This window comes from Rhizobacter sp. (assembly GCF_031412075.1).
Classification (GTDB): domain Bacteria; phylum Pseudomonadota; class Gammaproteobacteria; order Burkholderiales; family Burkholderiaceae_C; genus Rhizobacter.
Genome location: NZ_JANOCG010000520.1, coordinates 1 through 13,300 on the forward strand (window position 1 = coordinate 1; position 13,300 = coordinate 13,300).

Sequence of the window (13,300 nt, forward strand, 5' to 3'; positions counted from 1 at the left end):
GCCACAATCACGTGCGCCACCCGCAGCAGCTGCAGGACGGACAGGTGCCGGCGCGTCTGCTCCAGGACACCCTTGCGGGCGTCAATGAGTACGACGACGGCATCCGCCGTGGACGCGCCGGTCACCGTGTTTTTGGTGTACTGAACGTGCCCGGGGCAGTCGGCCAGGATGAAGCTGCGCTGGTCCGTGGCGAAGTAACGGTAGGCCACGTCGATGGTGATGCCCTGCTCGCGCTCGGCGGCCAGGCCGTCGACCAGCAGCGCGAAGTCGATCTCGCTGCCCTGGGTGCCCCACTTCTTGGAGTCGGCCTCGATGGCGGCCAGCTGGTCGTCGAACAGCATCTTCGACTCGTACAGCAGGCGGCCGATGAGGGTGCTCTTGCCGTCGTCGACGCTGCCGCAGGTGATGAAGCGCAGCAGGCTCTTGTGCTCGTGCTTTTTGAGGTATTGCTCGATGTCGGTCGAGATGAGGTCGGATACGTGGGCCATGTGTCGGTGCTCCGGTGCAGTGCGGTGGCTTAGAAATAGCCTTCTTGTTTTTTCTTTTCCATCGACCCCGAGGAGTCGTGGTCGATCATGCGGCCCTGTCGCTCCGAGGTTCGTGTGAGCAGCATCTCCTGGATGATCTCGGGCAGGGTCCGCGCGGTCGATTCCACCGCGCCGGTGAGCGGGTAGCAGCCCAAGGTGCGAAAGCGCACGCTGCGCATCTGCGGGGTTTCACCGGGGCGCAGCGGCATGCGCTCATCGTCGACCATGATCAGCGAGCCATCGCGCTCGACCACCGGGCGCTCCTTGGCCAGGTAGAGCGGCACGATGGGGATGTTTTCGAGGTGGATGTACTGCCAGATGTCGAGCTCGGTCCAGTTGGAGATGGGGAACACACGCATCGACTCGCCCTTGTGCAGGCGCGCGTTGTACAGATGCCAGAGCTCGGGCCGCTGGTTCTTCGGATCCCAGCGGTGCTGGGTCGAACGGAACGAGAAGATGCGTTCCTTCGCGCGAGATTTTTCTTCATCGCGCCGCGCACCGCCGAAGGCTGCGTCGAAGCCGTATTTGTCGAGCGCCTGTTTCAGGCCTTGTGTCTTCCACATGTCGGTGTGGATCTGCGAGCCGTGCACGAAGGGGTTGACGCCGAGCGACATGGCTTCGGGGTTGTGGTGCACGAGCAGCTCCATCTCGAGCTCGGCGGCCATGCGCTCGCGCATGGCGTACATCTCGCGGAACTTCCAGGTGGTGTCGACGTGCAGCAGCGGGAAGGGCGGCGGCGCGGGGTAGAAGGCCTTGCGCGCCAGATGCAGCATCACCGAGCTGTCCTTGCCGATCGAGTAGAGCATCACCGGCTTTTCGCATTCGGCCACCACCTCGCGCAGGATGTGGATGCTCTCGGCCTCCAGGCGCTGCAGGTGGGTCAGTTTGTTGTTGTTCATGGCAACGGCAGTCTCGCTGCGGGTCGAAACGGGGGTGGGGGTGTGGGCTGGGCGCATCGGTGCGGGCGCAGAGGTTTGTTGTGCGGGCGTGGGCGAGGCCTGCGTGGTGTCGGCACCAATGGGGCAGTCCCATACCGCGACTCGCGACGCTGCGTCTGCGGGCGACGCCGGGCCCGGCAACTGAGGCGCGTTGAGGGCGACACACAGAGGTGCCTCCAGCGTGTCGGCCAGCTGAGACAGGCAGTGCGACAGGGCGGCTGCGTCGAGCGGACCTTCGAGGCAACGCCAGGCCATGCGGCCCTTGAAGGTTTGCGCGCGCATCAAGGTGGCTGCGCCGTCCACGCCGACGGGCGTGGCGCAGCACCACACCACTTGTGCACCGCGTGAGCGGGCCGCTTTGGTCAGGGTTGGCAACACATCCGCCCACCAAGCGGTGCCTTGCGGCGTGGCCTGGGCAGCCTGCCGCCAAGGATCGAGTGCCAAACCCCAGCGCACGAGGTAGCGCGACAAGGTGCGGTCTTCCATCTGCAGCCCGAAGCGGACTTGTATCCACTGCGCCGCGTGGGCCAAGGTCCAGACACCGGCGGTGGCTCCCACCGCCTCGGGAGCCTGCAGCAGGGCGGTGTGAACCGCGTGCTCTTGCGTGGCATCGAGGACACGCCCGACCCCGTGCTGGCGCCCACGCCCTTTGACCGGCACGGCGGGCCAGCCGCCGCTGAGGTAAGCCTTGTGCGCCGCGATCACGGTGGGTGCGCTGAGGCCGGTTTCACGCCGGACGTCGGCCAGGGATCGCCCGGCCACGCGCAACTCCACGGCCAACCTGCGGCGGGCATTCCATTGTTCAAGGTTGACGCTTGTCTCGGAGCTCATGCAGTCTGATTAAACATTTATTGTCTCGAAGGCGACGTGTTCGGCGCACAGCGTATCGGCCAGGGCCTTGGCGTGCACGCGCAGCTCGGGCACCGCCGTGCATTCCCAGTAGCGTGCCCGCAGAAACGGGCCGATGTAACGCAACACATTCGAGGACTGGCCCTGCGCATTCAGCAGCGTGTAATCGTCGCCGGTGGCCAGGCCCAGGCCCAGCGGGTCGGGCGTGGCCAAGCCGCGTGTCAGCAAAGATTGCATCAGCGGTTCGCGTGCCTGTTTGAGGTTGGTGCTGGGGCCGGTGCAGTTGATCACACGGGCCACCGGCAGCGTGACAAGGCCGCCCCCACCGCGGGGGCGGTAGATGGCATCGAGCGCGTCGGACCCTTGGGGACGCAGGGCTTGCAGCCGCCCGGCTTGCACACGCAGCCGGCCTTGTTGCAGCAAGGCCTGCAGCCGATCGTTGAGTGCCGGTGCGAGGCGGTGACGGTGCACGTCCCAATAGGTTTGCAAGTGGCGCAGAAACTGCGCCCGCTGGCGCTCGTCCAGCCGCTGCCAGAGGGCGGGTGTGGCGGTGCGCAGCGAGGCCAGCGTTTCGCGCCAGTCGGTGCCCTGCGCGGCGAGCGCGTCACATTGCTCGCGGATCAGGCGCAGCCAGTTTTGCAGCCTTGCGGGGCGGGCCAGCAATTCGCCGGGCAGCGCGATGCCGATGGGCGGCGCGCCGCCGGTGCGGTGCGCTTGCGGCAGCAGGCCACGGCGCGAAAGCGCCACCAGCGGGCCGCGGTGGCCGTGTGCTTCCAGGGCCAGGGCGACGTCGACCATGGTCAGGCCGCTGCCGAGCATCAGCACCGGTGCGTCGGCGGGCACATCAGCCAGGGCGTCGTGCTGCCAGGGGTCGCGCACGTAGAGCGGGCTGCCGAGTGCGGTGGGGTCACCCAAGCGTGGATCGGCCGGCGAAAAATGACCGAGGGCCAGCACCACGCGGTCGGCGTGCAGTGGGGCAGCTCCGTCGCCGAAGTGCAGCACGGCGCCGTCAATTCGGGTCTCGAGAGAGTGCACATGCTCACACCGGTGTTCGAAGCGTTGTGGTTGGGGCAGTGCCTCGTGGGCGGTGTGCAGCGCCCATTCGAGGTAGTCGCCATACAGCTCGCGGCGTACGAAGCTGCCCCCCTGCAGGCCGGCTTCGCGCTGCTGTGCGTACCGCAGGAAGTGGCCCTCGTCGGCCTCGAAAGCGCTCATGCGTGCCGCAGGCACGTTGAGCACATGGTCGGCACTGCGGGTGCCGTAGGCGACGCCCCGTGCGAGCAGGCCGGAGCGGTTGATGAGCACGATGCGCAAATCGGCTTCGACCGCGCGCCGCATCAGGTGCACGGCTGTGAGCGTGCCGCTCAGGCCGCCGCCGACGATGGCAATGGTGCGGGTCATGGCAAGAAGGTGGTTGGGTTGAAATTCATACTCGGCTCATAAATGTTTAATGTCTCAGCAAGATAGTTAAGAACTTTGCGCACATTAACCCAACGCCTCTGGTTTGCGCTTCCCCTCAACTTGGTGGGGCGAACAGAAAGTCGCACCAAATCACGAATCGGTGGAGCTGTTTCGCAGGTTTGAGCACCAGAGGCACCGGACCCATTGCTTCAGGGGCTTGTCGCGAGCAAATGCGCATCGCATGCTCCCGGGCGACATGACCCGCGGGCTCGTGAAGAACTTTGTGCGCTCCCGGTTCAACTGCAGCATTTATCAAAGGAAACTTGTGGCTCCCCTCCCCACCCCATCAGATCAATGGCTCGAAGCCATCGCCCGCATCGCCCGAGATGCCGGGCAGGTGATCCTGGCGATCTACCAGACGGACTTCAGCTCACGTGGCAAGGAAGACGCCTCCCCGGTGACAGAGGCCGACGAACGGGCCGAAGAGGTGATCACCGCAGCGCTGCGCCTGATGACGCCCGACATCCCGATCGTGGCCGAAGAGGCCGTGTCGGCCGGGCACATCCCGCAGGTGGGAGATCGATTCTGGCTTGTCGACCCGCTCGACGGCACCAAGGAGTTCATCAACCGCAATGGCGAATTCACCGTGAACATCGCGCTCATCGAGAACGGCAGGCCCACGCTGGGCGTGGTGCTGGCGCCGGCGCTCAACCGTTTGTTTGCGGGGCAGGCCGGCCAGGGCGCCTACCTCGAAGATGCTCAAGGCCGACGGCCCATCCGCTGCCGGCCCGTGCCGTCCGAAGGGCTGACCGTGGTGGCCAGCCGTTCACATGGCGACGCCGCTGCGCTCGATCAATTTCTCGCCGGGCGCAAGGTGGCCGCCTTGGCCAACGCCGGCTCGTCGCTCAAGCTCTGTCTCGTCGCGGCGGGCGAGGCCGACCTCTACCCACGGCTCGGGCGCACGATGGAGTGGGACATCGCTGCAGGCCATGCGGTGCTCGCGGCGGCGGGCGGCAAGGTCGAAACGCTGGCCGGTGTCGATTTGAGTTACGGAAAACCGGGTTTCGACAACCCGCACTTTGTGGCCAGCGCGGCGTAAGTGGGCTCGCTCCGGCGCCAGTGCGCCGGTGCGACGCGAGGCTGCCCAAGGTTCGGATCTGCGCTCAGGCCATGATTCGAGTCAGCCCATAACCTAAGGCCAGACCGATCCCGATGGCGATGGGCAGCACGACATCGTTGAGGACGTTGTTCAAGCCGTTTTTTGCCCTGAACCAGATGGCGAGCGGCCAATTGACGAAGGAGCTCAGCGCGATGGCGGCGAGAGCGCCATCGAGCCCTGCGAAGTGATAGCCAATGGGCAGCCCGAGAAGGATCACAAGCACCCGCGGCAGCGTCGCTGCAGGCAACAACTCGGTTCGCCCTACGGCGAGATAGATCTGCTCCACCACCAGAAATCGGGTTCCGATCGTACCGATCGCCAAAATGGCGCAGATGTGTGCAGCGGCCTGGTATCTCGAGTCGTACAGGATCTGGACGATGGGTTCGCTGCCGAAGAAGATGAATCCGGCGAGCCCACCCACCACCAGATCCGTCAGCTGCTGGAACTTTCTATAGACGATTGGCAGCTCGTGTCGACGCTTGTTGACGACTTCGCTGAAAACCGGAAACAACACCCTCCCGAGCACGGCGAGAACCGTGCCTGATGCGATGCTGGTCAGCCCCAGCGCGATCGAGTACAGGCCCAGCGTGGTGGTGTCGATCAAACCACCGAGCAGCATGCGGTCGCCATTCATGGCCACGAAGCCAAGCGTGGAGGAGACGATGACCCATTTGCCCTTGTTGACCAACTCGCGCAAGGCCGTGGGTTCCAGGCGAAAGCGCGGACGTGGCCCACTGAGAAACCTGTGACCCAGAAAGCACCTCAGCGCAGAGCCGACCAAGGCACCTGCCACCAATGACCAGATCGATTCGGTCAGATACGCACAGACCACCATCACCGTGAGTGCCACCACACGTGTCACAACGTCCATGATCGCGATGCGGTGCATCTCGAGGTTTCGCTCGGCCAGCTTGGCGTTGATGGAGCCAAACCCGTCGATGACCATGGCGAAGGTCGCTGCCGTCAGCAGGCCGGGCAGCCGGGGGTCCGCATACACCGTCCCCGCCATGAACCAGGTCTGGGCTTGCCCGAACATGATCCCCAGAGATGCCAATCCGGCAATGAGCCACAGGGCCGTGCCCCTCATGACCTGCAAGGTCCAGGCCGTGTGGAGAAACTCTTCGTCAGCACCTCGCGGGCTCTGCACGATGACCACGCCGCTGCCGATGTCTGACAGCAGGTTCAGCGCCACCATCATCGTGGCGACGACGGCCATCAGCCCGAACGCCTCCGGCATCAGCAAGCGGGCCAACAGGAGATTGCCGCCGAACCTGAGGAGCTGGGCAATCATGTGCCCACCTCCGACCCACGCACCGGCATGCAAACTGCGGCGTCTCAAAGTCGCGGGAATTTTCATCCGGCGAGGCCCAGGCGCATGGTGTCGCTGCAGTTCGGGTTTGGCTGTGATTCGCGACTGGCGTTCGGCGTTGTCATGAGGGATCAGTTGTCTGATTCAGATGTTTGTCGCGCGAGCATCAGTGTGCGTGGGCGTCCGCCTGCGCAAGGTCGTGCTCAACAACCCATCCAGGGCGAACAGAATCGCCAGAGCAGCAGCCATCAAAACGAGACCCGCAGCACCGTGCAGAAATCCTTGGCCGGCTTCGTCTCCTGCGTGGTAAGTGACCAGCACCAGGGTCACGACGCGGATGATGTTGGCCGCAAATGCGATCGGCAGTATCGACGCGATCATGATCACGTTGTGCGCGAGCCGGTCGCGACCTTTGAAGTAGATGAACAACGCACCGATGGCGGCTAGGCTGAACATCGAGTTGAGTCCCGAGCAGGCGTCTGCCACCAGCAGCTGATAAGGGCCGATCGAGATCATCACGCCCGCGCGTGCGACGGGGTAGCCCAAGGCATACAGCAGATCAACGACGATGACCGAGATCCAGCTTTTCAAGGGGCCGGTCACGGCGTCGACCACGCTGGCTGGCATCGGGATCATGAACAGGATGTAGAGCACCGGGAACCAGGCCGCTCGCAGCGCGCCCGCACCCCCGAGAAGGAGCAGCCCACCGCCGACCACAAAAATTTGCGATGCGAAGGCGACGCTCGCCACAATGAACACACGCCCCAGCCCGTACAGCAGAAGGCCCGATGCGAACAGCAGCCAACCGAGGGCGGGGACGGGGAGGGTCGCTGCGGTCACGATCTGCGCTCGTGCTTGCCAGAACAACCAGCCGGTCAGCCCGAGGATGATGGGGCCGTGCCCCAGCTCATCGGTTTGCCACAGGTCTTGGCTTGCAACCCAATAAAGTGGCACATACATGACCGTAAAACCCACCAGCAGAAGCAACCAGGGCCCGGAGAGCCGTGCCGGAGTCACCGCCATGCGCGTCTCAGGCGTGCTCACGTGCCTCGCCGTAGCGACTTGAGCTTCTGGGGCTTCTGGAACGGCACATCCACCAGTACCGAGCCGACCACTTTGACGCCGGCTTCCTGCATCTGGTCGACCAGCTCCTGGAACTCTGCCGTGCGGGTCATGTTGTTGCGGGCGACGATCAAGGCGGCTCCGGCGAAGCGGGCGAGCAGCGTGACGTCGGCACCCATGGTCATGGCCGGGGTGTCGATGATCACCACGTCAAAGGCTGACATGCTTTGTTCGAGGATGCGGTCGAACGACGAGCGGCCGAGGAGCTCCTCGGGGTTGGGCGGAATCGGCCCGGAGGGCAGAATCGCCAGCCCGGGAATGCCGGGCACCAACTTGATGACCTGCTCGTGCATGCGGCCAGTCAGCAGGTTCGACAACCCCGTCTGGTTCTCGACCTTGAAGAGCAGGTTTTGACGCGGATTGCGCATGTCTCCGTCAATCAGCAGCGTGCGCTCCTTGGCTTGCGCGAAGGTGACCGCCAGGTTCGCGGCGAGCAAGCTGCGACCTTCGCCGGGACGCGTGCCCACGATGGCCAATGCGACACGTGACGCACCTTCCTTGAACCACCTCAGTTGCAGCTGGCTGCGCAGCGAACGCAGGCGCTCGCCTTCGGCGCTGAAGGGCCGGTAGGCCACCACCACCTCGTCGCTGACCGGGTGCCCGGGGCCGCTCAGGTAGGGGTAGTCGAACTGCAGCGACAGCGCATAGAAGATGTCGGCTTCGGTGAGCAGGCCCAGTTGCATGCCCGCGTCACCAAAGCGCAGTTCGTTTTCTTTCTGGAAATTGATGATGCGCTCGACGTCCTCAATGGCGAGTCGGCCGGAATTGACCAGGATCGCCCCGATGGACCTGTCTGCGTCGCGCGCCTTTCCCGACGACATGGTCGCCATCAGCTGCCCTCGTCCAAGGTCAGCTGCGGGGTCAAGTTTTTGCTGACCGGAGGCAGGTTGAGCGGCCCGCGAGGGCGGTGCGGGCCTCCTCTGCTGCGGTCTGCCCACGTCGACACCACACCCAGGACGGGCACACCTTCGATGATGCTCAGGTCGGCCGTGCTGCGCACGCGTCTGTCAAGCAGCTCCCACCCGAGGGCCGCACCGATCGCGAGCAGCAAGCCGAGACCGGCCGCCGCCATCATGTTCTTCTTGATGTTGGGGCTCGAATGCACAAGCGGCTCGCTGGCCGGTGTGAGCACACGTGCGCTCGCCTGGTCGGCCTGGCTTTCGAGTGAGACCTGGCTGCGCCGCGTGGCCACTGCGTCATAGGCGCGTTGGGCGGTTTCGACGTCGCGCTGCAGAACCGCCATTTCATCGAACTGTGCTCGCAGCGACAACACGGTGCGCTTTTGCGCCTCGGCCATGGCAGACAGTTCGGCGATCTTTTGTCCGGTGGCACGGTTGACGGTGGCCGTGACGCCTGAGACACGGCGCATTTCAGACGTGATCTGCTGCTTGATCTCGGCAATTTGTGCTTCGAGCTGCAGGCGTTGCGGGTGGTTGGAGCCGACGACGGCGCTGATCTCGCTCAGCCTTGTTTCAGCCCGAGCGAGTTCCGACTTCAGGCCTTGAACGACCGAGCTCATCTGCACATCGGGCGATGTTTCGGTGCCGGTGTTGCGCTGGCGCGTGCTGGTGTCGGCCAGCTCGGCCTGGGCCGTGGCGAGTTGCGTCATGATGGACGTCAGCCGTGCACCTTCGAGGTCGATGCGCTCGGTCGGGATGATGCCGCGGTCTCGCTGATAGGTCGACAGCTTGCGTTGGGCCTCTTCGAACTGTGCGCGCAGGCTCTTGAGCCGTTCGTCGAAGAAGGTGCCGTACTGGCGTGAGGGCTCGATGCGCAACTCGACGCTGAACTCGATGTAGGCCCGCGCAAACGCATTGGCCGCCGCGGCAACGAAGCGCGGGTCTGAGCCGGTGAACGAGATGTCGATGAGGTTGGTATTGCGCGCGGGCACGACTGTCAGGCTGTTGCGCAACATCGAGCCGTAGTAGGTTTCGATGGGCACCCGCCCTTGCGTGGCCTGGCGCCACTGCTCAACGGCCGCCGGGCCGTCTGTCACGCCGAGCATCGTCACGACGCGCCCGGCTAGGCGTTCGCTTTGGATGATCTCGACCTGAGTACCCAGGAACTCGCGCGAAGCGATGGATGGCATCAGCGTGGCCACCAGCGGGTCGGCGCGAACATCCAGCAAGAGTGATGTCTCGGCGGTGTACTTCTTGGGCATCTGCAGCGACACGCCGTAGGCAATCAGCATGACCAGAGCGAAGAGCGCCAGCACCAGCGGCCAACGCAGCCGCAGGATCAGAAGAACTTGTCGAAGATTGAGACCGTTGCCCATGGTGGATCAGAAAACCGATTCGCGGATGTACACGACGTCATCAGGGCGCAGCGGGTCGTTGAGTTGGGCCTCCATGACCTGGACCTTGCCGTCGGCGTCGCGCCGGTGCACCCTCAGGCCTCGCATGGTGCCGCGTTGCGTGATGCCGCCGACGCTGGCCAGCGCCTGCATCACACTCATGCCGCGCTCGAGCCGCATGGAGCCCGGGCGCTGCACTTCGCCGTAGAGGTAGACGACCGGAGCACGTTCGATCCAGATCACGTCGCCGTTCTGCAGGATCACGTCTTCTCCGCGGCGGCCAGCGGCAAAGATGGCCGGCAGATCGAACTCGGCACGGTAAGGCTGGCCATTGCGTCGACCAACCAACACGATGGTGTCGGATCCGGTGGCGCCAATGCCGCCTGCGGTGGCGATGATGTCGGTGAGCTTAGTGTCAGCCTGCTCCAGCGGGAATCGCCCCGGCCGGCCCACGTGCCCCAGCACGGACACCTGGTGCCCACGCACCTGCGTGACCAGGATGGACACCTGCGGCTGTTTGACGAAGTTGCCGTCGCGCAGTCCATCGGCGATGCGCTTTTCGGCCTGGGGCAGGGTCAGCCCGCCAAGCGCTACCGTACCCAGCAGCGGGTACGAGATCACACCGGTTTCGCTGATGCGGGCTTCCAAGGTGAGGTCGGCGTTCTGGAAGACGGTGATTCGCATCACGTCGCCTGTGGCCAGCCGGTACTGCGCACTCGCGGTGCCCGAGGCCACTTGCGCTTGCGAAGTCAACGGCCAGCCAGCGATGAGCAAAGAGGCCAGTGCGGCGGCGCTGCCGATGGACTTCAACAAGCGGCGGAGGTGGTTCATGTCGGGCTCGTTCCGGGGTTCACGGTTGTTTGGCTGCGGCAGGCTGCGAGGCGGCGCCATCTACAGCATCGCCGAACCCGCTTCCGTACCTGATGGCTGCGGCCGCGCGCAAGGCCTTGAGATCATCATTGATGATGCGCGCCTTTTGTTCGTTCATCAGGAACTGTTCTATGACCGGCTTCACTTTGGCAAGTTCAACCGGCTCGCGGCGGGCGCTGACCAGAGCAATCACTTGCAAGCCCATTGGCTTGCTGTTGATCATGGTTTCACCTTCGTTCATCTTGGCAAAGGCGGCAAGGCTGTTCAGTGGCAGCTGTTCCGGCGCGCGGATCGCTTGATTGAACTCGAACCTGAGGTTGCGTGCCCGCAGGAAATCAGTGAACTCGCTCATCGCCTTGCTTGACTGCGCCTTGGCGCGCACGGCATCGGCTTGCTCTGCCGCGACCTCGACAAACCATTCCTGGAACTGGTAGACGCGGCGCTCGGCAAACAAGGCCGGGTTGTCGGCGTAGTACTTTTGAACCTGTGCGTCGGTCGGCTTGCCCGCTCCATCGCCCACTCGCTCGAAGTAGGCCCGAGCGATGACCTCGCGCCTTGCGGCTTCGGCTTGTTGCATCACACGAGGATCGCGGTCGAGTTCGATCTCGGCCGCCTTTTGCAGGGCCAGCTCCTGGTCGATCAGGCGCTCCAGCGCCTGCTTGCGTGCGGCCTCGGCTTGTTCGGATCTCAACCCACGCTGCTGCTCGAGCAGGTAGTTGATCTGGTGAACGGTGAGCTCTTGCTTGTTGACCTTGGCGACCACCTGCGAAGCGGGCTTCTCGGCCGGCTTGCTGCAAGCTGCCAGCGACAGGGCAGACATGGCGATGACACATGCCGCCAAGCTGGGTCTTGCCGGGTGCTTGCCGAGTTGTCGATCCACGTTCATTCAGGCTGTCTCCAGGCTCGGTTTCTGAAGGGTCGGTGTCACGTCGAGAAGTGCGCGCCAGTGCTCGCGGCCGCGCGCCAAGACCCTTGAGCTGACGAGTGTAGCGGTGGGGCCTGCTCCGGCCCGCACCCCGATTGAGGGGTCGAACAAGGGCCTTGCCAGGCGCGGTCTTCAGCGTGTGCCCGTCAATCCGCTCAGGCGAACCCGATCGCCTGGCGCAAGTGATGACAGCAACTCATTCACGAAGCGGTCGTGTTCGGCGTAGGCGCGTTTCGGGTCGATATCGATAGACGACACCCGAAAGAGCAGGCCGTCGGGGATCTGGCCGGTCAGGCCGGAACGTAGCTCGGCCACACGACGTTCGAAGCGACTGCGCACGGCCTGGTCACCGAGCGTGAACCAGTAGGTGATGGGTTCATGGCGGCTCCCGAGCTGCGTGCTCAGGCGCCGGCCCATGATCGGCCCGAACGAGGTTCCGATGTCGGATGTCTCGTTGCCCAGCAGGCTGAAGCCTTGTGCCACGTAGCAGACCTCGGGCTTGTGTGCCTGCAGCGCGCCGCGCTGGTCGCTGCCGTAGGCCACCGAGAGCATGACGCGGTAGCCGCGGTCGTTCACATAGGTGCGGGCGAGCACCTGGCCATAAAGCTTGTCCAGAAGTTGTTGTGTTTGCGGGTTGACCACCTGGGTCACCTGCGAGGGGTCAACGTGCCAGCCACCAAACTGTCGCGGCACCGCCGTTTCCAGCTGAATGGCCGGTGCTCGCCGCTCGCTGGCGGGCTCCGGTTGGCCCCATGTGGCGATCACCGATGCCGAGCACATCAAGGCCAGCAGCGCCAAAGCGGTTCGGATCGCAGGCATGCAGAGGTTCCTCGGGAGCGGGCGGTGAGCCGGTATTTTGCTCTTGGCGTGGCGTTGGGGCGGTGACAAAGGCCGTGATGCGTGACAAATGCCCCATAAATGCCCCCCATTTCTGCGGCCAGAGCCGGCGTGTAGCTGCATCTATCTGTAACTGCGGTTCCTGCAGGTAAGTTTTCCTACGCCGAGAAATCGCCTGTTCATGCCCCGCTCCAGGGGCTGACCCCCCTAGTTATGGGGGGTTGGCGCGGTTTCGGCGATCTTTAGCAGAAACCCCAACGGATACGTGTTGACAGGTCGACTTACAGGGCCTACGGCGGCCGACCCTATTCTGCTCACACCAAACCTGCAGCTCCTGGCGATGAACGTTGTGACTCAGGCTGGCTAGGCCGAGGTGTCTGCGTGATGGTGTTGCACCGAAATGGTGGCAGCCGCTCAAGTCGGGCTCCTCAATCTGCTGTTGCAACGCATCGTGTGCGACGCCCTGTTGCCCCCGCGAGGGGCGTCAATTTATCGGAATCCTGAAATGTCTTTGTCGATCGAAACCAGATTCAAGTTAATCCCTCTTTCCGCCTTGTGCGTGGCTTTGGCCGCTTGCGGCGGCAGTGACACCACCACCACGGATGTGACCGATGCCGATGCCACAGAGAACGCACTGCGCGCCCCCACGCCGGCGCCTGCACCGGCCGGCTGGAAGACCATAGCCGCCGAGCGCCAGTCGTTTACCGTGGCCCCTTCAACGACCGTGCGTTACGGCACGGCCACGCGGTATGTTGAACGCGTGGTTTCTGGCACTGGCCAGTGCACGAACGCGTTTTTCGGCAGGGACCCCGCTCCTTACATGACGAAGGCTTGCTTCGTCATTAACGGCACGACGGCACCTGCGCCGGCACCTGCACCAGCACCAGCACCAGCACCAGCACCAGCACCAGCGCCTGCGCCTGCGCCTGCACCGGCACCTGCACCAGCACCCGCACCCGCACCCGCACCTGCACCAGCACCCGCACCAGCACCTGCACCCGAACCGGCACCAGCACCTGCACCTGCACCAGCACCGGCCCCTGCACCAGCACCAGCCCCTGCACCGCCGC

12 protein-coding genes and 1 pseudogene are annotated in these 13,300 nt (G+C 64.4%); 1 reads left to right on the forward strand and 12 read right to left on the reverse strand.

What is annotated here, in order from left to right:
• From RMO40_RS19345 to RMO40_RS19360, 4 genes and pseudogenes are all read right to left on the reverse strand, one after another.
• The coding region (locus tag RMO40_RS19345; protein ID WP_309724846.1) for a GTP-binding protein at positions 1 to 488 on the reverse strand (488 nt) is incomplete at its 3' end.
• A gap of 29 nt (positions 489 to 517) precedes the next feature.
• Positions 518 to 1,747, reverse strand: coding sequence for a sulfate adenylyltransferase subunit CysD (cysD, locus tag RMO40_RS19350; protein ID WP_489660199.1), 1,230 nt, complete (start codon positions 1,745 to 1,747; stop codon positions 518 to 520).
• Positions 1,748 to 1,915: 168 nt separating this feature from the next.
• Positions 1,916 to 2,296 (reverse strand): annotated as a pseudogene (locus RMO40_RS19355) (hypothetical protein); the annotation flags it as partial.
• Between the two features lie 9 nt (positions 2,297 to 2,305).
• Positions 2,306 to 3,715 carry an FAD/NAD(P)-binding protein gene (locus RMO40_RS19360; RefSeq protein WP_309724847.1) on the reverse strand — a complete coding sequence of 470 codons (1,410 nt, stop codon included), beginning with the start codon at positions 3,713 to 3,715 and terminating at the stop codon, positions 2,306 to 2,308.
• A gap of 325 nt (positions 3,716 to 4,040) precedes the next feature.
• Here RMO40_RS19360 and cysQ point away from each other — a divergent pair, with 325 nt between their 5' ends.
• Entirely contained in the window at positions 4,041 to 4,814 is a 774-nt protein-coding gene (cysQ, locus tag RMO40_RS19365) for a 3'(2'),5'-bisphosphate nucleotidase CysQ (protein WP_309724849.1), read from the forward strand.
• Positions 4,815 to 4,878: 64 nt separating this feature from the next.
• On the opposite strand, the gene RMO40_RS19370 is transcribed toward cysQ, so the two are convergent.
• From RMO40_RS19370 to RMO40_RS19405, 8 genes are all read right to left on the reverse strand, one after another.
• A complete protein-coding gene (locus RMO40_RS19370; protein WP_309724851.1) occupies positions 4,879 to 6,231 on the reverse strand; it encodes an oligosaccharide flippase family protein in 1,353 nt (450 codons plus the stop codon).
• Positions 6,232 to 6,327: 96 nt separating this feature from the next.
• On the reverse strand, positions 6,328 to 7,227 hold the full coding sequence (gene xrtB, locus RMO40_RS19375) for an exosortase B (RefSeq protein ID WP_309724856.1): 900 nt from the start codon (positions 7,225 to 7,227) through the stop codon (positions 6,328 to 6,330).
• Positions 7,224 to 8,135 (reverse strand): chain length determinant protein tyrosine kinase EpsG, encoded by a 912-nt coding sequence (epsG, locus tag RMO40_RS19380; RefSeq protein ID WP_309724858.1) that lies wholly within the window; start codon positions 8,133 to 8,135, stop codon positions 7,224 to 7,226. The genes xrtB and epsG overlap by 4 nt, the downstream gene beginning before the upstream one ends.
• A complete protein-coding gene (epsF, locus tag RMO40_RS19385; RefSeq protein WP_309724860.1) occupies positions 8,135 to 9,580 on the reverse strand; it encodes a chain length determinant protein EpsF in 1,446 nt (481 codons plus the stop codon). The genes epsG and epsF overlap by 1 nt, the downstream gene beginning before the upstream one ends.
• A 6-nt stretch (positions 9,581 to 9,586) precedes the next feature.
• Positions 9,587 to 10,429: a polysaccharide export protein EpsE gene (gene epsE / locus RMO40_RS19390; RefSeq protein ID WP_309724861.1), complete on the reverse strand. Its 843-nt coding sequence runs from the start codon at positions 10,427 to 10,429 to the stop codon at positions 9,587 to 9,589.
• Between the two features lie 19 nt (positions 10,430 to 10,448).
• Positions 10,449 to 11,288, reverse strand: a complete 840-nt coding sequence (locus RMO40_RS19395) for an EpsD family peptidyl-prolyl cis-trans isomerase (protein WP_309724863.1) — start codon at positions 11,286 to 11,288, stop codon at positions 10,449 to 10,451.
• Between the two features lie 237 nt (positions 11,289 to 11,525).
• A complete protein-coding gene (gene epsI, locus RMO40_RS19400; protein WP_309724865.1) occupies positions 11,526 to 12,212 on the reverse strand; it encodes an exosortase-associated protein EpsI, B-type in 687 nt (228 codons plus the stop codon).
• An 860-nt stretch (positions 12,213 to 13,072) separates the two neighbouring features.
• On the reverse strand, positions 13,073 to 13,300 hold a 228-nt coding region (locus tag RMO40_RS19405; RefSeq protein ID WP_309724868.1), incomplete at its 5' end, for a hypothetical protein.

What these genes read in the sequence shown, in the direction of transcription:
- cysD (WP_489660199.1), bottom strand. Translation starts at nt 1,747, where the DNA reads ATGCGCGCGCAAACCTTCAAGGGCCGCATGGCCTGGCGTTGCCTCGAA.
- RMO40_RS19360 (WP_309724847.1), bottom strand. Translation starts at nt 3,715, where the DNA reads ATGACCCGCACCATTGCCATCGTCGGCGGCGGCCTGAGCGGCACGCTC.
- RMO40_RS19370 (WP_309724851.1), bottom strand. Translation starts at nt 6,231, where the DNA reads ATGAAAATTCCCGCGACTTTGAGACGCCGCAGTTTGCATGCCGGTGCG.
- epsG (WP_309724858.1), bottom strand. Translation starts at nt 8,135, where the DNA reads ATGGCGACCATGTCGTCGGGAAAGGCGCGCGACGCAGACAGGTCCATC.
- epsF (WP_309724860.1), bottom strand. Translation starts at nt 9,580, where the DNA reads ATGGGCAACGGTCTCAATCTTCGACAAGTTCTTCTGATCCTGCGGCTG.
- epsE (WP_309724861.1), bottom strand. Translation starts at nt 10,429, where the DNA reads ATGAACCACCTCCGCCGCTTGTTGAAGTCCATCGGCAGCGCCGCCGCA.
- RMO40_RS19395 (WP_309724863.1), bottom strand. Translation starts at nt 11,288, where the DNA reads ATGTCTGCCCTGTCGCTGGCAGCTTGCAGCAAGCCGGCCGAGAAGCCC.
- epsI (WP_309724865.1), bottom strand. Translation starts at nt 12,212, where the DNA reads ATGCCTGCGATCCGAACCGCTTTGGCGCTGCTGGCCTTGATGTGCTCG.